Origin of the sequence: Mycolicibacterium arabiense (assembly GCF_010731815.2) — a bacterium.
Lineage (GTDB): Bacteria > Actinomycetota > Actinomycetes > Mycobacteriales > Mycobacteriaceae > Mycobacterium > Mycobacterium arabiense.
This window is the reverse complement of sequence record NZ_AP022593.1, coordinates 4,271,932-4,287,814: the sequence shown is the minus strand read 5'-3', so window position 1 is coordinate 4,287,814 and position 15,883 is coordinate 4,271,932. Positions and strand designations below refer to the sequence as shown.

General features: G+C 68.7%; 16 protein-coding genes, 1 tRNA gene and 1 other RNA gene. 11 read left to right on the top strand and 7 right to left on the bottom strand.

The window, feature by feature from the left end; all coding sequences use genetic code 11:
- Nucleotides 1-84 precede the first annotated feature (84 nt).
- The 3 genes from G6N61_RS22250 to G6N61_RS22240 all read left to right on the top strand — a co-directional run bounded on the left by G6N61_RS22250 (nucleotide 85) and on the right by G6N61_RS22240 (nucleotide 3,020).
- Nucleotides 85-1,350, top strand: a complete 1,266-nt coding sequence (locus tag G6N61_RS22250) for a Mur ligase family protein (protein ID WP_235887252.1) — start codon at nucleotides 85-87, stop codon at nucleotides 1,348-1,350.
- Nucleotides 1,347-2,063, top strand: a complete 717-nt coding sequence (locus tag G6N61_RS22245; protein WP_163921144.1) for a type 1 glutamine amidotransferase — start codon at nucleotides 1,347-1,349, stop codon at nucleotides 2,061-2,063. Before G6N61_RS22250 ends, G6N61_RS22245 begins: the two co-directional genes overlap by 4 nt.
- Before the next feature lie 105 nt (nucleotides 2,064-2,168).
- The gene (locus G6N61_RS22240; protein ID WP_163921142.1) at nucleotides 2,169-3,020 is read left to right on the top strand and encodes a type IV toxin-antitoxin system AbiEi family antitoxin; all 852 of its coding nucleotides are present in this window, start codon (nucleotides 2,169-2,171) and stop codon (nucleotides 3,018-3,020) included.
- An 87-nt stretch (nucleotides 3,021-3,107) separates the two neighbouring features.
- Here the strand turns inward: G6N61_RS22240 and G6N61_RS22235 are convergent, their stop codons facing one another.
- The 3 genes from G6N61_RS22235 to G6N61_RS22225 are packed head-to-tail and all read right to left on the bottom strand — an operon-like array spanning nucleotide 3,108 to nucleotide 4,475.
- Nucleotides 3,108-3,506 (bottom strand): hypothetical protein, encoded by a 399-nt coding sequence (locus G6N61_RS22235; protein ID WP_163921140.1) that lies wholly within the window; start codon nucleotides 3,504-3,506, stop codon nucleotides 3,108-3,110.
- Nucleotides 3,507-3,516: 10 nt separating this feature from the next.
- Nucleotides 3,517-4,128, bottom strand: a complete 612-nt coding sequence (recR, locus tag G6N61_RS22230) for a recombination mediator RecR (RefSeq protein WP_163921138.1) — start codon at nucleotides 4,126-4,128, stop codon at nucleotides 3,517-3,519.
- Nucleotides 4,129-4,142: 14 nt separating this feature from the next.
- Complete coding sequence (locus G6N61_RS22225) at nucleotides 4,143-4,475, bottom strand: YbaB/EbfC family nucleoid-associated protein (protein WP_163921136.1); 333 nt, start codon at nucleotides 4,473-4,475, stop codon at nucleotides 4,143-4,145.
- 140 nt (nucleotides 4,476-4,615) lie between these two features.
- Between G6N61_RS22225 and G6N61_RS22220 the strand changes: the two genes are divergently transcribed.
- On the top strand, nucleotides 4,616-5,404 hold the full coding sequence (locus G6N61_RS22220; RefSeq protein WP_163921133.1) for an Rv3717 family N-acetylmuramoyl-L-alanine amidase: 789 nt from the start codon (nucleotides 4,616-4,618) through the stop codon (nucleotides 5,402-5,404).
- Between the two features lie 25 nt (nucleotides 5,405-5,429).
- On the opposite strand, the gene G6N61_RS22215 is transcribed toward G6N61_RS22220, so the two are convergent.
- Entirely contained in the window at nucleotides 5,430-5,867 is a 438-nt protein-coding gene (locus G6N61_RS22215; RefSeq protein WP_163921132.1) for an SRPBCC family protein, read from the bottom strand.
- A gap of 105 nt (nucleotides 5,868-5,972) precedes the next feature.
- Between G6N61_RS22215 and G6N61_RS22210 the strand changes: the two genes are divergently transcribed.
- Both G6N61_RS22210 and G6N61_RS22205 read left to right on the top strand, forming a co-directional pair.
- On the top strand, nucleotides 5,973-7,337 hold the full coding sequence (locus G6N61_RS22210) for an FAD-binding oxidoreductase (protein ID WP_276078632.1): 1,365 nt from the start codon (nucleotides 5,973-5,975) through the stop codon (nucleotides 7,335-7,337).
- Nucleotides 7,338-7,365: 28 nt separating this feature from the next.
- Entirely contained in the window at nucleotides 7,366-8,679 is a 1,314-nt protein-coding gene (locus G6N61_RS22205; protein WP_163921128.1) for a class I SAM-dependent methyltransferase, read from the top strand.
- Here G6N61_RS22205 and G6N61_RS22200 read toward each other — a convergent pair.
- The 3 genes from G6N61_RS22200 to ffs all read right to left on the bottom strand — a co-directional run bounded on the left by G6N61_RS22200 (nucleotide 8,676) and on the right by ffs (nucleotide 12,163).
- The gene (locus G6N61_RS22200) at nucleotides 8,676-10,697 is read right to left on the bottom strand and encodes a DNA polymerase III subunits gamma/tau (RefSeq protein WP_163921126.1); all 2,022 of its coding nucleotides are present in this window, start codon (nucleotides 10,695-10,697) and stop codon (nucleotides 8,676-8,678) included. The genes G6N61_RS22205 and G6N61_RS22200 overlap by 4 nt on opposite strands.
- A 37-nt stretch (nucleotides 10,698-10,734) precedes the next feature.
- Nucleotides 10,735-12,024 (bottom strand): aspartate aminotransferase type Ic, encoded by a 1,290-nt coding sequence (locus G6N61_RS22195; protein WP_163921123.1) that lies wholly within the window; start codon nucleotides 12,022-12,024, stop codon nucleotides 10,735-10,737.
- Nucleotides 12,025-12,068: 44 nt separating this feature from the next.
- Nucleotides 12,069-12,163: signal recognition particle sRNA small type (gene ffs / locus G6N61_RS22190), an RNA gene on the bottom strand.
- A 92-nt stretch (nucleotides 12,164-12,255) separates the two neighbouring features.
- On the opposite strand from ffs, the gene G6N61_RS22185 reads away from it, so the two are divergent.
- The 5 genes from G6N61_RS22185 (at nucleotide 12,256) to G6N61_RS22165 (ending at nucleotide 15,879) form a co-directional block, all read left to right on the top strand.
- A tRNA-Ser gene (locus G6N61_RS22185) sits at nucleotides 12,256-12,341 on the top strand.
- 77 nt (nucleotides 12,342-12,418) lie between these two features.
- Nucleotides 12,419-13,234, top strand: coding sequence for a lipid uptake coordinator LucA (locus G6N61_RS22180; protein WP_163921120.1), 816 nt, complete (start codon nucleotides 12,419-12,421; stop codon nucleotides 13,232-13,234).
- A gap of 85 nt (nucleotides 13,235-13,319) precedes the next feature.
- Entirely contained in the window at nucleotides 13,320-14,336 is a 1,017-nt protein-coding gene (locus G6N61_RS22175; RefSeq protein ID WP_163921117.1) for a S1C family serine protease, read from the top strand.
- 66 nt (nucleotides 14,337-14,402) lie between these two features.
- Nucleotides 14,403-15,467, top strand: coding sequence for an NAD(P)H-dependent amine dehydrogenase family protein (locus tag G6N61_RS22170; protein WP_163921115.1), 1,065 nt, complete (start codon nucleotides 14,403-14,405; stop codon nucleotides 15,465-15,467).
- 133 nt (nucleotides 15,468-15,600) lie between these two features.
- The gene (locus G6N61_RS22165) at nucleotides 15,601-15,879 is read left to right on the top strand and encodes a hypothetical protein (protein WP_163921112.1); all 279 of its coding nucleotides are present in this window, start codon (nucleotides 15,601-15,603) and stop codon (nucleotides 15,877-15,879) included.
- The last annotated feature ends 4 nt before the right edge of the window (nucleotides 15,880-15,883 follow it).

The following is a 15,883-nucleotide window of genomic DNA, read 5'->3' as shown; positions in this document are numbered from 1 at the left end:
TCGAGGATGGCACGGCTGACTGACAACCCCGGGCCGTCAGCGCCGCGTGTCGCCGACGCACTCGTGCCCTCATAGACTGCCGGGGTGATCGGAGGGCAGCGCAGCGAACGGGCGAGGACCCTGACCGTCCGTGGCCGCGCCGCGTTGTGCGCGGGCGCCGCGGCACGCTGGGCGTCGCGGGTCAGCGGCCGGGGTGCGGGCGCGATGATCGGCGGCCTCGTCGCGATGACGCTCGACAAGTCGATCCTCGGCCAGCTCGGCTCGGGCCGCCGTTCGGTTGTCGTGACCGGGACGAACGGAAAGTCGACCACCACCCGGATGACGGCGGCGGCGCTCGCCACGATCGGGCCCGTCGCCACCAATGCCGAAGGCGCCAACATGGACGCCGGACTCATCGCCGCGCTGGCGGGCGCCAGGAACGCCGACCTGGCCGCACTCGAGGTCGACGAGATGCACGTCCCGCACGTCTTGGACGCGGTGGAAGCCGCCGTCGTCGTCTTACTGAACCTGTCGCGAGATCAGCTGGACCGGGTGGGTGAGATCAACCACATCGAGCGGACCCTGCGCGGCGGCCTGGCCCGCCATCGGGACACCGTCGTCGTCGCCAACTGCGACGACGTGCTGATGACGTCGGCGGCCTACGACAGCCCCAACGTGGTGTGGGTGGCCGCGGGCGGCAGCTGGGCCAACGACTCGGTCAGCTGCCCCAGAAGCGGCGAGGTGATCGTCCGCGAGGGCTCGCACTGGTACTCGACGGGAACTGACTTCGAGCGGCCACAGCCGCAGTGGTGGTACGACGACGCGTGCCTGTACGGGCCCGACGGGCTTGCGCTGCCGATGACGCTGGCGCTGCCTGGCGCGGTGAACCGTGGCAACGCGGCGCAGGCCGTCGCCGCCGCGGTGACCCTCGGCGCCGAACCCGCCGCGGCGGTCGCGGCGGTCGAGACCGTCGACGAGGTCGCCGGACGCTACTCGACGATCGACCTGGGCAGGCACACGGTGCGGATGCTGCTGGCCAAGAACCCGGCCGGATGGCAGGAGGCGCTGTCGATGGTCGACACCGACAAGGGATCGGTGGTCATCTCGGTCAACGGCCAGGTGCCCGACGGGGAGGACCTGTCGTGGCTGTGGGACGTCGACTTCGAGCACTTCGTGAACCACCCGGTGGTCGCGGCCGGTGAGCGCGGCACCGATCTCGCGGTGCGACTGGGGTACGCGGGCGTCGAGCACACGTTGGTGCACAACGCCGTCGAGGCGATCACGTCGTGTCCCCCCGGCCACGTCGAGGTGGTCGCCAACTACACCGCGTTCCTGCAGTTGAGCCGATTGCTGAAGCGGGTGGCGCGATGAGCGAGTCCACGGTCCGGATCGGGCTGGTGCTGCCCGACGTCATGGGGACCTACGGCGACGGCGGCAACTCGGTGGTGCTGCGAAAGCGCCTGCAGCTCAGGGGTATCGACGCCGAGGTCGTCGAGATCACGTTGAACGACCCGGTTCCCGCCGAGCTGGACCTGTACACGCTCGGCGGTGCGGAGGACTTCGCGCAGCGCCTGGCCACCAAGCATCTGATCCGCCATCCGGGGCTGCAGCAGGCTGCTGCGCGGGGCGCGCCGGTACTGGCGATCTGCGCGGCGATCCAGGTGCTGGGTCACTGGTACGAGACTGCGTCGGGTGAGCGCGTCGACGGCGTCGGTCTGCTGGACGTGACGACGTCGCCGCAACCCAAGCGCACGATCGGGGAAGTGGTGTCACAGCCACTGCTCCCCGGGATGACGCAGCGGCTCACCGGGTTCGAGAATCACCGTGGCGGAACGGTTCTCGGCCCGGAGGCGTCGCCGCTTGCCCGGGTGGTCACCGGTGCGGGGAACCGCGACGGCGACGGCTACGACGGTGCGGTGCAGGGCAGCGTGATCGCCACCTATCTGCACGGACCGTGCCTGGCGCGCAACCCGGAGCTGGCCGACCACCTGCTGTCCCAGGTCGTCGGAGACCTGCCGCCGCTGGAACTCGACGAGGTCGAGCAGCTGCGACGCGAACGGCTGGCGGCCCCGCGCCGGGCGTAGGTCACGCGGCGGCCGCGAGATTGCACCCACCGACACATCTACTCGCACTTTCCCGCGCTGCGTGCAATCTCGTGACGTGTCGGTGCGCGGTGGCACATTCCGGACATGGGTCGCCCCCGAATCTTCCTCGGCAGCGAGGCGCTCGCGCGTGGCGACGTGTCCGAGTACGAGCTGCGTCGGTGGCACCAACCGATCCTGCGAGACGTGTACGTCGCCAAACCATGGACACCGAACCTGCGCGACAGGATCGCCGCCGCCTACGTCTGGTCGAAGCGGCGGGGAGTGATCGCAGGCGTCGCCGCGTCGGCGCTGCACGGCGCGCAGTGGGTCGACGTCACGCACCCCGTCGAGTTGATCTGGAGGAACGGCCGCCCGCCTCGCGGGCTCGTCGTCCGCAATGAGGGACTGGCACCGGAGGAGATCACGACGGTCGGCGGCATCCCGGTGACCACGCCTGCGCGCACTGCCTTCGACCTCGGGCGCCATCTACCGCTCGATCAGGCGGTGGCCCGGCTCGACGCGTTGCTGTGGGTCGTGCCGTCGGCGCTGCGAGACCTTCCAGCGGTCATGGCGCGACATCCCGGCGCGCGTGGGATGAAGACGCTCCGCGCGGCGCTTCCTCTGGTCGACGGCGGCGCGGCCTCGCCACGCGAGACGAGGTTGCGGCTCTTGTTCGTCAACGCCGGTCTGCCCAGGCCGTCGACGCAAGTGCCGGTCTTCGACGGGCGGCAGCTGGTGCGGACACTCGACATGGCCTGGGAGGACTACCTCGTCGGCGCCGAGTACGACGGCGACCAGCACAGGACCGACCGGTTCCAGTACGCCAAAGACGTCCGGGTAAAGCGGAAGCTCGACTCCCTCGGCTGGCACGTGCTCTTCGTCATCAAGGAAGACTCGCCCGTGGAGATCGTCAGATCCGCACGCGCGGCGCTGACAGCGCGAGGATGGCGACCGTAGTAGCGCGAGATTGCACCCAGCGCGAGGAAGTGCGGGTGGCGGTGTCGGTGGCTTCAATCTCGCGACCGCAGCGCCCCCAAAACCCGCTTACAACCCCAGGTCGCGCAGGAACTCCGGCTTGTACGCCTCGAGGATCACGTAGCTCGGGTCCGGGGTGGGGCTCGCGGGGGCATCGTCGTCGACGACCTCACCGTCGGAGGGGTCGACCCACTCCTGCGCGGCGGCGTCCCAACGCGAGATCGCGTACTCCGCGGTGATGTCGTCGGCCACCACGAGTTCGCGCACGGTCTTCTCCGCCTGGCGCGCATCCTGCAGGCTGCTCGCGTAGAGCTGGATCCAGTTGCCGTCGCGGGTCACGGTCACGCGGCCACCGAGACGCGAGCGGGCGTCGTCGTCGAGGTTCAGCGTCCGCAGCTTCTCCCAGAACGACAGCCCATGCTCGTCGCTACCCAGCTCGACCTCGACCTTGAACTCTTCGTCAGCCACAGCCACGAACCTATGCCATCGCCCTGCGGCCGGCCAACGCCCTCCCGAGCGTCAGCTCGTCGGCGAACTCGAGGTCCCCACCCATCGGCAGGCCCGACGCGATCCGGGTGACGGAGAGTCCTGGGATGTCGCGCAGCATGCGCACCAGATAGGTGGCCGTGGCCTCGCCCTCGGTGTTCGGGTCGGTCGCGATGATGACCTCGGCGACGTCGACGCCGTCGACCCGCTCGCCGATGCGGTTGAGCAATTCGCGAATGCGCAGCTGGTCGGGTCCGATGCCCGACAACGGATCCAGCGCGCCGCCAAGCACGTGATAGCGGCCCCGGAACTCACGCGTGCGCTCCACGGCCTGCACGTCCTTGGGCTCCTCGACCACGCACACGATCGACGCGTCGCGCCGCGGGTCACTGCAGATGCGGCACCGCTCGTTGTCGGAGACGTTGCCGCACACCGAACAGAACGTCACGCCCTCGCGGACCCTGGTGAGCACCGCGGTCAACCGGTCGATGTCGGGCGGCTCCACCGACAGCAGATGGAATGCGATGCGCTGCGCGCTCTTCGGGCCGATGCCCGGCAGCTTGCCCAGTTCGTCGATCAGATCCTGGACGGGTCCCTCAAACATGGCGTGTCAACGCGTCAGGCCCCCGGGATGCCGAGTCCGCCAAGCCCACCGGCCAGCGGCCCGAGCTTGGACTGCGCGAGCAACGTCACCTGCTGTCCCGCGTCCTTGATGGCGCCGACGACGAGGTCCTGCAGCGTCTCGACGTCATTGGGGTCGACGACCTTGGGGTCGATCTCCACGCCTACCACCTCACCGCTGCCCTTCATCACGACCTGCACCAGGCCGCCGCCGCCCTGGCCGCGCACCTCGGCGTTGGCGAGCGCCTCCTGCGCCTCCATCAGCTGCTGCTGCACCTGCTGGGCCTGTGCCAGGAGCGCTGACATGTCGGGCTGTTGACCGGGTTGCATGACTTCGTCCCCTCGAACGGTGTGGATCGGGCCTTCGTTGAATTCAACTCTGTCGCGTCTTGGTCTCGACTTGGTTGCGCATGTCCGCACGAGCCCGTTTGGGGTTCAAGACTAGTCGCCCGCCGGGCTAGCGTGGCGCCGTGCCAGTCCCAGCCTGTCTGCGTGTCGGCGCCGCCAAGCGCGGCCTCGTGGCCGCGGCCGTCGGCGTACTCGTCGCGGCATCGTCGGTCGCCGGCCCGGTCGCCGTCCCCACCGCCGAGGCCGCGAGCCTCGCCGGGATGATCGTGTTCCTCGATCCGGGTCACAACGGCAGCAACGACGCCTCCATCAGCCGCCAGGTGCCCACCGGGCGCGGCGGCACCAAGGACTGCCAGGCCAGCGGCACGTCGTCGAACAGTGGCTACCCCGAGCACAGCTTCACCTGGGAGACCACGCTGCGCATCCGCCAGCAGCTCAATGCGCTCGGGGTGCGCACGGCGATGTCGCGCGGTGACGACACCGGCCTTGGCCCCTGCGTCGACGAACGCGCGATGATGGCGAACGCGCTCAAGCCGGACGCCATCGTGTCGATCCACGCCGACGGCGGCCCGGCCACCGGACGCGGGTTCCACGTCCTGTACTCGGCGCCACCGCTCAACGAGGCCCAGGCGGGACCGTCCGTGCAGTTCGCCAGGGTGATGCGCGACCAGTTGCAGGGCTCCGGCATCCCGCCTGCCAACTACATCGGCCAGAGCGGCCTCATGCCGCGCTCGGACATCGCCGGGCTGAACCTCGCGCAGTACCCGTCGGTGCTCGTCGAGTTGGGCAACATGAAGAACCCGGCCGACTCCGCACTCATCGAGAGCGCCGAGGGCAGGCAGAAGTACGCCGAGGCCGTGGTCCGAGGGATTGCCGGCTTCCTGGCGACCCGTCCGCAGCGGACCGCCTGACCGTTTCCCCCGTCGCTTCGCTCGCCTAGCCTTCGAGTTCCCTCTTCAGGTTCTCCAGCACCTCGGCCTGGATCTTGCGCAGGCCGAGAGGGGCGAACGTCTTCTCGAAGAAGCCGCCGATACCGCCCGCACCCTGCCACGACGTCTTGACGGTCACGGTCGATCCGGTTCCGGCGGGGGCCACGGTGTAGTTGGTGACCATGGTCGAGTTGGCGTCCTTCTCGATGACGGCGTGGCCTGCGACGTCGACGTTCGCCTTGACGTCGCGGACGCGCTTCTCGGTCGCCTGCAGCTTCCACGTGGCCACGGTGCCCGCACCCTGGCCACCCTCGAGCACCTGGTATCCGCTGTAGTGCGAGGAAAGGATCTTCGGCCGCACGGTCTGGTAGTCGGCGACCGCAGCGAGGACGGCATCCGGCGCTGCGTTGATCAAGACGGTGCTCGACGCACTGACCTGTCCCATCGGTGAAGACTCCTCGTCGATTCGGTGTCGAAGCGGGTCTACCCGCCCCGTGTGGTCGCACCGGGTGCCACCGGGGACTAGCGTATATGTGTGACTGTTGCATCCATGGAAGCGCAGTCGGCCCACGCAGCAGGCGTGGAGAGACTGCTGAAGAGCTATCGCGCCATCCCGCCCGACGCAACCGTCCGCCTGGCGAAGGCTACGTCGAACCTCTTTCGGGCTCGAGCGAAGGCGACCGCCAAGGGTCTCGACACCTCCGGCCTGACCGGGGTGATCTCCGTCGATCCGGAGGCCCGCACCGCCGACGTGGCCGGGATGTGCACCTACGAGGATCTGGTCGCCGCGACCCTGCCCTACGGGCTGTCGCCGCTGGTGGTTCCGCAGCTGAAGACCATCACCCTCGGCGGGGCGGTCACCGGTCTGGGCATCGAGTCGGCGTCCTTCCGCAACGGCCTACCGCACGAGTCGGTGCTGGAGATGGACATCCTGACCGGCACCGGCGAGGTGCTCACGGCATCGCGTGAGCAGCACGCCGATCTGTTCCGCGCCTTCCCCAACTCTTATGGCACGCTTGGCTACTCGGTCCGGCTGAAGATCGAACTCGAAGAGGTCAAGCCGTTCGTCGCGCTGCGGCACCTGCGCTTCACGTCGTTGACCGAACTCGTCGAGACGATGGAGCGCATCGTCGAGACCGGCGGAATCGACGGTGCCCCAGTCGACTACCTCGACGGCGTCGTGTTCAGCGCCGACGAGTGCTATCTGACCCTCGGGGTCAGGACGGGGACGGCGGGACCGGTCAGCGACTACACCGGCCAGGACGTGTACTACCGCTCGATCCAGCACGACGACGGCGTCAAGAGCGACCGCCTCACGATCCACGACTACCTGTGGCGCTGGGACACCGACTGGTTCTGGTGCTCCCGGGCGTTCGGCGCGCAGAACCCCAGGCTGCGCCGACTGTGGCCGCGACGGTTCCGGCGCAGCAGCTTCTACTGGAAGCTGATCGGCTACGACCAGCGGTTCGACATCGCCGACCGCCTCGAGAAGCGCAACGGTAGGCCGCCGCGCGAACGGGTGGTGCAGGACGTCGAGGTGCCGATCGGACGGACGGCCGAGTTCCTCGACTGGTTCCTCGCCAATGTCCCGATCGAGCCGATCTGGTTGTGTCCGTTGCGGTTGCGCGACGAGTCGGGGTGGCCGCTGTACCCGATCCGGCCGCAGCACACCTACGTCAACATCGGCTTCTGGTCGTCGGTTCCGGTCGGACCCGAGGAGGGTCACACCAACAGGCTGATCGAACACGAAGTCAGCGAACTCGAAGGCCACAAGTCGCTCTACTCCGATGCCTACTACTCCCCCGAGGAGTTTGGTGCGCTCTATGGCGGGGAGAAGTACCAGACCGTCAAGAAGACCTACGACCCCGATTCACGATTGCTCGACCTCTACGCGAAAGCGGTGCAGAGACGGTGAGCGCTTGCGCGAAGAGCGAAGGAACGCGATGACCACCCACAAGGAACGCCTGGACGGGCGGACGAGCAAGCTCACCCTGGCCGAGATCCTCGAGATCATGGCCGCCGGCTACGACCTCCCGCTGAAGTTCACCGCGTACGACGGCAGCTCTGCCGGCCCGGCCGAGGCCGAACTGGGCCTGGACCTGCTGACCCCGCGGGGCACCAGGTATCTGGCCACCGCGCCCGGTGAACTCGGCCTGGCCCGCGCGTACGTCTCCGGCGACGTCGAGCCCCACGGCGTGCATCCCGGCGACCCGTACGAACTGCTGCAGGCGCTGGCCAAGAAGCTGGACTTCAAGCGGCCTTCGGCGCTCACGCTGGCCAACGTCGTGCGGTCGATCGGCGTCGAGCAGCTGATGCCGATCGCGCCACCTCCGCAGGAGACCCTGCCGAAGTGGCGGCGAGTCGCAGAAGGGTTGCGTCACAGCAAGACCCGCGACGCCGAGGCAATTCACCACCACTACGACGTGTCGAACGAGTTCTACGAGTACGTACTCGGACCGTCGATGACCTACACGTGCGCCTGCTACGCCGATGCCGACTCGACGCTCGAAGAGGCGCAGGACAACAAGTACCGCCTGGTGTTCGAGAAGCTGCGGCTTCGGCCTGGCGACCGTCTGCTCGACGTCGGTTGCGGCTGGGGCAGCATGGTCCGCTACGCCGCACGGCACGGCGTCAACGCCATCGGCGTGACGCTGTCCAAGGAGCAGGCACTGTGGGCGCAGAAGGCCATCGCCGAGGAGGGGTTGAGCGACCTCGCCGAGGTTCGCCACGGTGACTATCGCGACATCCGTGAGATCGGGTTCGACGCGGTGTCGTCGATCGGCCTGACCGAACACATTGGCTTGCAGAACTATCCGGCATACTTCGGCTTTCTCGAGTCGAAGCTGCGCCATGGCGGGCTGCTGCTCAACCACTGCATCACCCGCTCCGACAATCGGTCCGGTGCGCACGCCCACGGCTTCATCGACCGCTACGTGTTCCCCGATGGGGAGCTGACCGGGTCGGGTCGCGTCATCGCCGAGGCGCAAGACGTCGGACTGGAGGTCCTTCACGAGGAGAACCTGCGGCACCACTATGCGATGACGTTGCGCGACTGGTGCGCGAACCTGGTCGACAACTGGGACGCCGCCGTTGCCGAGGTCGGGTTGCCCACCGCGAAGGTGTGGGGCCTATACATGGCCGGGTCGCGACTGGGCTTCGAGGTCAACATGATTCAGCTGCACCAGATTCTGGCGGTGAAGCTCGACGAGCACGGCGGCGACGGCGGACTGCCGCTGCGCCCGTGGTGGACGCCCTAGCCGGCGTCCTCGATCCGCCGGGCGCCCAGCTCGGTCTGCAGCAGCTCCAGCGCCACCTCCTCTGGATCGCGCCGTGGTGCGGGGTTCTCGCTCTGCGCCTCGGCGAGCATGCTCTCGACGTCGTCGGGCGGCGGCTCGAAGGCAGCCGATGGTTCGGACTGCGCCCGCTGCTGGTTCGGACTCGCCGCCGAGGGAGCGCCGGCCTCGCACCGGACGTTCCAGTTCACGCCGAGTGCGTCCTTGAGCGCCTCGCGGATGATCTCGACGTTGCGGGCTTCGTTGATGCGCTTGGCCAGCGGCGCCGACACGTGGTTGAGCACCAGGGTGTCACGCTCGACCGCGACCACTATTGCGCCGTCGAGCATCACGTCGGTGGTGCGACGACGCTCCCGGACCTTCTCGCGCACCGTCGACCACAGGTTGCGCACCGCGGCGGCATCGGGCTGCCCGGCCGTGGGTGCCTCCGCCTGCGGCGGCGGGGTGGCGGCCACCGGTTCCGGTCGAGCTGGGGGTTCCGGTCGAGCTGGGGGTTCCGGCCGCGCGACGGGCTGCGGCGGCGCGGCCGGTTCGGGCCGGACGGGTTCGGGCGCGGGCGGCGGTGCGGCCGGCTGCGGCGGCGCGGGTGGCGTGGGTTCGGCGACCTGTCGCGCTGCCGCGGACTGCCGCACCGGAGGTGGAGGCAGCGGCGCAGCTGCGGCGGGTGCGCGGGTCGGAGCGGGCGTGGGCGCCGAGGCGGCGGGTGCCGCTGCCGTAGGAGTCGCCGCAGCGGGTGCCTGATTACTGCGCCGGGCGTACTGCCTGGCGGGCGCACCGAGTGTCGATCCGCCCGAGCCGGACTGCGCTGCCTCGTCGGCGGGGATCGAGACGTCCAAACGGGTCTCGATGCGCTCGATGCGTTGCAGCAGTGCCGATTCCGTGTCGCTGGCTGACGGCAGCAGCAGCCGCGCGCACACCACTTCCAGCAGCAGTCGCGGTGCGGTGGCGCCACGCATCTCGCCGAGACCGGCGTGCACCACCTCGGCGTAGCGGGTCAGTGTCGCGGTGCCGAGCCGCTCGGCCTGACCCCGCATGCGCTCGAGGACGTCGGCGGGAGCGTCGACCACGCCGCGGGCAGCGGCATCGGGCACGGCCTGCAGGACGATCAGGTCGCGGAACCGCTCGAGCAGGTCGGTGCCGAAGCGCCGCGGGTCGTGCCCCGCGTCGATCACGGCCTCGACGGCGCCGAACAGCCCAGCCGCATCCCCGGCCGCCAGCGCGTCGACGGCGTCGTCGATCAGCGCCATGTCCGTGGCGCCCAGCAGCGACAGCGCACTCGGGTAGTCGACCCGGTTGCCGTCGGCGCCTGCGAGCAGCTGGTCCAATACCGACAGGGTGTCGCGGGGTGAGCCGCCGCCTGCCCGGATCACCAGAGGGAACACCGCATCGTCGACGACGACGCCCTCGCGCTCGCAGATCTGCTCGACCAGGCCGCGCATCGTCTTGGGCGCCAGCAGCCGAAACGGGTAGTGGTGGGTGCGCGACCGGATCGTCGTGAGCACCTTCTCGGGCTCGGTGGTCGCGAACACGAAGATGAGGTGTTCCGGCGGCTCCTCGACGATCTTGAGCAGCGCGTTGAACGCCTGAGGCGTGACCATGTGCGCCTCGTCGATGATGAAGATGCGGTAGCGCGACTGCGCGGGGGCGTAGAACGCGCGGTCGCGGAGTTCACGCGCGTCGTCGACACCGTTGTGGCTGGCCGCGTCGAGTTCGGTCACGTCCAGGTTGCCCGGCCCGTTGGGGGCCAGTGCCACGCACGAATCGCACACGCCACAGGGCGTCGGCGTCGGCCCCTGCTCGCAGTTCAGCGAGCGGGCCATGATGCGCGCCGACGACGTCTTGCCGCAGCCTCGCGGACCGGAGAACAGGTAGGCGTGGTTGATGCGCCCCGAGTTCAGCGCATTGGACAGTGGCTCGGTGACGTGTTCCTGCCCCACCACTTCGGCGAAGGAGGAGGGTCGGTACTTCCGGTAGAGAGCCACGGAAGCAGGCTACCGAGAATGGCCGACGAGCCGGAACCTAGTCGCGCGCCAGCAGCGACTCGGTCGCGGCCAGCAGCGCGCACGTCGCCAGGCCGTCGATCGCCTCGCGCAGGTCCGGCAGCGACGGGAACGTCGGCGCAATCCGAATGTTCTTGTCGTCCGGGTCCTTTCGGTACGGGAACGAGGCTCCGGCCTCGGTCACCGCGATGCCCGCGTCCTTGGCCAGCGCCACCGTGCGCTTGGCCGTTCCCGGCCACACGTCGAGGCTGACGAAGTACCCGCCCTTCGGGTCGGTCCAGGAGGCGATCTTCGACTCCCCCAACCGGTCGGCGAGGATCTCCGCGACGAGCGCGAACTTCGGCGCCAGCAGCTCCTGGTGGCGCCGCATCTGCAGGCGCACGCCGTCGGCGTCCTTGAAGAACTGCAGGTGGCGCAACTGGTTGACCTTGTCGGGGCCGATCGTCTTCTTCCCCGCGTGCTGCAGGTACCAGGCGATGTTGCCCAGCGATCCGCCGAAGAAGCTCACCCCCGCGCCAGCGAAGGTGATCTTCGACGTGGAGGCGAACACCAGCGGCCGGTTCTGGTTCCCTGCGGCCGCGGCCAGGCCCAGGACGTCGACCTGCCGGTCGAAGTCGTGCGTCAGCGTGTGCACGGCGTAGGCGTTGTCCCAGAAGAGGCGGAAATCGGCTGCCGCGGTACGCATCTGAACCAGACGGCGGACCTTCTCCCAGGAATAGGTCGCACCCGTCGGGTTCGCGTACATCGGCACGCACCACATGCCCTTGATCGCGGGATCCGCCCCGACGAGTTCCTCGATGAGGTCGACGTCGGGACCGTCCTCGTGCATCGGCACGGGGACCATCTCGATGCCGTAGCTCTCGGTGATCGCGAAGTGGCGGTCGTAACCCGGGGACGGGCACAGGAACTTGATGCCGGTGCCGTCGCGCTGGTCCTCGATCCAGGGCCGGGCCGAGTCGACGCCGCCGTGCAGCAGGGAGAACACGACGACGTCGTTCATCATCTCGAGGCTCGCGTTGTTGCCTGCGATGAGGTTGGGCACCGGGATGCCCAACAGCTCCCCGAAGATCGACCGCAGTTCGGGCAGTCCGTGCAGACCGCCGTAATTGCGGGTGTCGGTGCCGTCACCGTCGCGGAAGTCCTCGCCGGGCAGCGTCAGCAGGGCATTGGACAGATCCAACTGCGCGGGCGAGGGCTTGCCCCGGGTGAGGTCGAGAACCAGTTTCTTGGCCTGGAGTTCGGCGTAGTTGCGGCGTTGCAGCTCGTGCTGCGCCTGCAGTTCGTCGCGGCCGAGGGATTCAAACGACACGGCGCGCCTTTCACCGAAACCACCGGGCCACCACGGCCCTGAAAAGAAGGGGACCCCGCGCACCCGCCAGAGCCCATTGACCCTTGCTGCCTTCCGGCCCTGGGGGAGTTCACAGGATGGACGCCGCGCGGGGTCCGGAGACGAGTGTAGTACCCGGCCAGATCGGGCTCGACGGGTGCAGACGCGCTCGGCTGGTGGGAGTGACCGGCGGGGTCGGCTACCATGGCCCGCGGAGGATTCGCCTAGTGGCCTATGGCGCTCGCCTGGAACGCGGGTTGGGTTAATAGCCCTCAGGGGTTCAAATCCCCTATCCTCCGCACTCGGATTCGGGGTGCGATCGGCGGACTCGCCGGTCGCACTCCGGGTACCGAAGACACCTGACTCGAGGAGGAGCATGCGGCGCTGGATCGCGATCCTGTGGCACGCATCGTTCCTGATCCTTGCGGGTGGGTTGTACTTCTTCTTCGTTCTGCCCCGCTGGTACGAACTGACCGGCGAGTGGAACTCCACGCTCGGCACGGCGATGCGGATCCTCTGTGCCGTATTGATCGGTCTGGCCGCGTTGCCCGTGGTGTTCACGTGGCTCCGGTCTCGCAAGCCCGAGTACGGCACCCCGCAGCTGGCCCTGACCTTGCGCGTCGGCGCGATCGCACTGCACGTCCTCGCCGCGCTGCTCATCGCCGGCGCCGCGGTCAGCGAGATCTGGCTGAGCCTCGACGAGGTCGGCCAGTGGCTGTTCGGCGTCTACGGGGCGGCCGCCGCAGTCGCCCTCCTCGGTGCGCTGGCCTTCTACCTGGCGTACCTGGCGGAACTGCCACCTCCGCCGCCGAAACCGCTGAAGACCAAGAACAAGGCGTCGAGCCGCGGTCGCGGTCGGGGCAAGGTCGCCGAGACCACCCCCGAGACCGAGACCACCCCGGAGACCGAGACCACCGAGGTCACCGAGCCCGCTGACGCCACAACCGAGGGCACCGACCCGAACACCACCGACGACGCACCAGCCGACACCGAGGCCGACGCAACGGGAGTGACCGCAGCGACCGATGAGTCCGCTGAGACGGCGCCCGGCGCCGACGGTAACGCCGAGGGACCCGAGAGCGACAAGGACTCCGGGGGGTCCGTCGGCAGGCTGCGCAATCGCCGCTCGACCGGAAAGCCCTCGTCAGGACTGTTTCGCCGCAATCGCGGCGGGGTAGCCCTCGACGACTGACCAGCCGAGACGCCCGCGTCGACAGCTGGCCGTGCTGCCCCCACCATGGAGTAAGCGCGGGATCCAGCGAGTCGTAAGGCGGCGCATGACCAGAATTCTCTTCCGATGGCAGCTCGTCCTCGGTGCACTGTTGGCGATGACCTTGTCGCTGGTGGCACCGACGGCGGCCAACGCGGAACCGGCAGACCTCACTTCGGCCATCCGGGCCGTAGAGCCTGCGACGGTCCGCATCGACACCACCATCGAGTACCAAGGGGCGATCGGCTCGGGAACCGGTTTCGTCATCGACCCGAACGGTGCGGTCGTGACGAACTACCACGTCGTCGCCGGTGCGGACACCATCACGGCAACGGTCGCCGGCCGGTCGTTCACCGCTGACCTGGTCGGCTACGACAGGACCAGGGACATCGCCGTCCTGCAGCTGCGTGGCGCGGGCGGCCTGCCCACTGCGGCCATCGGTGACTCGTCGGCGCTGCGAGAGGGCGAACCCGTCGTCGCGCTGGGCAATGCCCGCGGCAGCGGCGGCCCGCTGACCAACGAGGCAGGCACCATCACGGGGTTCGGCCGCTCGATCAGTGCAAAGGACGAACTCACCGGCAGTTTCGAGCAGATGACCGGGTTGATCGAGTTCGCGGCCCCCGTGCGGGCGGGCGACTCGGGCGGACCGGTGGTCGACTCGTCGGGCCGCGTGGTCGGCGTGACGACCGCCGCGACCGTGAACTTCCGGATGGGCCCGGGCGGCGCCGGTTTCGCGATCCCGATCAACGACGCGCTCGCGACGGCCGGTCAGATCAGGGCGGGCGTGCGCTCCGACAGCATCCACATCGGGCGCCCGACACTGCTGGGCGTCGGCGTCAGCACCGGCGATCAGGATCCGTCGGTGAATGGCGTGATCGTGCGCGAGGTCATCCCCGGCGGACCCGCCCAGGCGGCCGGACTGCAGAACGGCGACGTGCTGATCAGCCTCGACGGCGCGCCCGTCGACTCCGCGACGACGCTGACCAACGTGCTCGATCGGCACTACCCGGGCGACGTCGTCGACCTGGTGTGGATCGACCGGGCGGGTCAGCAGATCAACGGCAAGGCGACGCTCACCTCGTAGTCTGGCCCGGTTCGACGATCTCGCGGATTCCCGGTTCTGGAAGCGCCGCGTCCCTATGCTGAGCGAGTGCCAAACAACACTCCCCTCCGCGTCGTCCAATGGACGACGGGCAACGTCGGCAAGAGTTCCGTCGCGGCGATCGCCGCCAACCCGGGCCTCGAACTCGTCGGTCTCTACGCGTGGTCGCAGGACAAGGTCGGCCGCGACGCCGGCGAACTGGCAGGCATAGAGCCGCTGGGCGTCGCGGCGACCAACGACGTGGATGCGTTGCTGAAACTGCAGCCCGACTGCGTGGTCTACAACCCGATGTGGATCGACGTCGACGAGTTGGTGAAGATCCTGTCCGCAGGCGTCAACGTCGTCGCGACGGCCTCGTTCATCACCGGACACAACCAGGGCGAGGGTCGCGATCGCATCGCCGAGGCCTGCGCACGCGGGGGCTCGACCATGTTCGGGTCGGGAATCAGCCCCGGCTACATCAACTTGCTGGCGATTCTGACGGCAAGTATCTGCGACCGGGTCGACAAGGTGACGATCGACGAAGCAGCCGACACCACCTTCTACGATTCGCCCGCCACCGAGAAGCCAGTCGGCTTCGGCAGGCCGATCGACGATCCCGATCTGCTGACGATGACGACTCAGGGCACCGGCGTATTCGGCGAGGCAGTACGTCTGATCGGTGATGCGCTCGGCGTCGAACTCGACGAAGTGCGCTGCGATGCCGAGTACGCGCAGACCACCGCCGACCTCGATTTGGGCTCCTGGACGATTCCCGCGGGCTGCGTCGCCGGGGTGTACGCCAGCTGGAAGGGCATCCTCGCTGGTAAGACCGTCGTCGAGATCAACGTTCGCTGGCGGAAGGGTCAGACGCTCGAGCCGGACTGGAAGATCGAGCAGGACGGCTGGGTGCTCCAGGTCGACGGCAGGCCGACGGTGAAGAACGTCATCAGCTTCCTTCCTCCCCCGGACTTCGAGGCGACGACGCTCGAGGAGTTCATGGTGCTGGGCCACATCATGACGGCGATGCCGGCGATCAACGCCATCTCCGCCGTCGTGGCCGCCGAGCCGGGCATCGCGACCTACAACGATCTGCCCCTGACACTGCCCCGCGGCGTGGTTGCCAGCAGCTAACGAATAGCCCGTAGCCAGGGCGTTTGCCAGCGCCGGAGATGCCCCGCCGGGCGAGGGAAGGTGCTTGTTGCCCCTCTGAGCCGTGGTTACATTGCATGAGACGGAGATCACTCGGCAAGGGAGTTGGGTCTTGATGGCGACGTGGGTGCTGGCTTACCTGGGTGGGTGGACGGTTAGCGCCGTTGTCGCCTACCTGGCGGCACGACGGCTGTGCGAGACCGGTACCCCGGCGGGACGAACCTTTGCTCTGGCCGTCGTCGGCGGACTGTTCTGGCCGCTGTTGCTGGTCGGCGTCATCGAGATGAGTTCGGTGGCCGTGTGGTCTGCCGCGAGGTCATGGCGCAAGCCGGCCACGGTCCCGGAGTCGTGGATGACCCGCACACCGGACCGCATGCTCCTGGCGATGCGCTAGGCGC

Bases quoted from the DNA above. Each gene is read 5' to 3' on its own strand.
- G6N61_RS22210 (WP_276078632.1), top strand. From the start codon at position 5,973: ATGGAAGCGCAGTCGGCCCACGCAGCAGGCGTGGAGAGACTGCTGAAG.
- G6N61_RS22205 (WP_163921128.1), top strand. From the start codon at position 7,366: ATGACCACCCACAAGGAACGCCTGGACGGGCGGACGAGCAAGCTCACC.
- G6N61_RS22245 (WP_163921144.1), top strand. From the start codon at position 1,347: ATGAGCGAGTCCACGGTCCGGATCGGGCTGGTGCTGCCCGACGTCATG.
- G6N61_RS22225 (WP_163921136.1), bottom strand. From the start codon at position 4,475: ATGCAACCCGGTCAACAGCCCGACATGTCAGCGCTCCTGGCACAGGCC.
- recR (WP_163921138.1), bottom strand. From the start codon at position 4,128: ATGTTTGAGGGACCCGTCCAGGATCTGATCGACGAACTGGGCAAGCTG.
- G6N61_RS22180 (WP_163921120.1), top strand. From the start codon at position 12,419: ATGCGGCGCTGGATCGCGATCCTGTGGCACGCATCGTTCCTGATCCTT.
- G6N61_RS22175 (WP_163921117.1), top strand. From the start codon at position 13,320: ATGACCAGAATTCTCTTCCGATGGCAGCTCGTCCTCGGTGCACTGTTG.
- G6N61_RS22165 (WP_163921112.1), top strand. From the start codon at position 15,601: ATGGCGACGTGGGTGCTGGCTTACCTGGGTGGGTGGACGGTTAGCGCC.
- G6N61_RS22240 (WP_163921142.1), top strand. From the start codon at position 2,169: ATGGGTCGCCCCCGAATCTTCCTCGGCAGCGAGGCGCTCGCGCGTGGC.
- G6N61_RS22215 (WP_163921132.1), bottom strand. From the start codon at position 5,867: ATGGGACAGGTCAGTGCGTCGAGCACCGTCTTGATCAACGCAGCGCCG.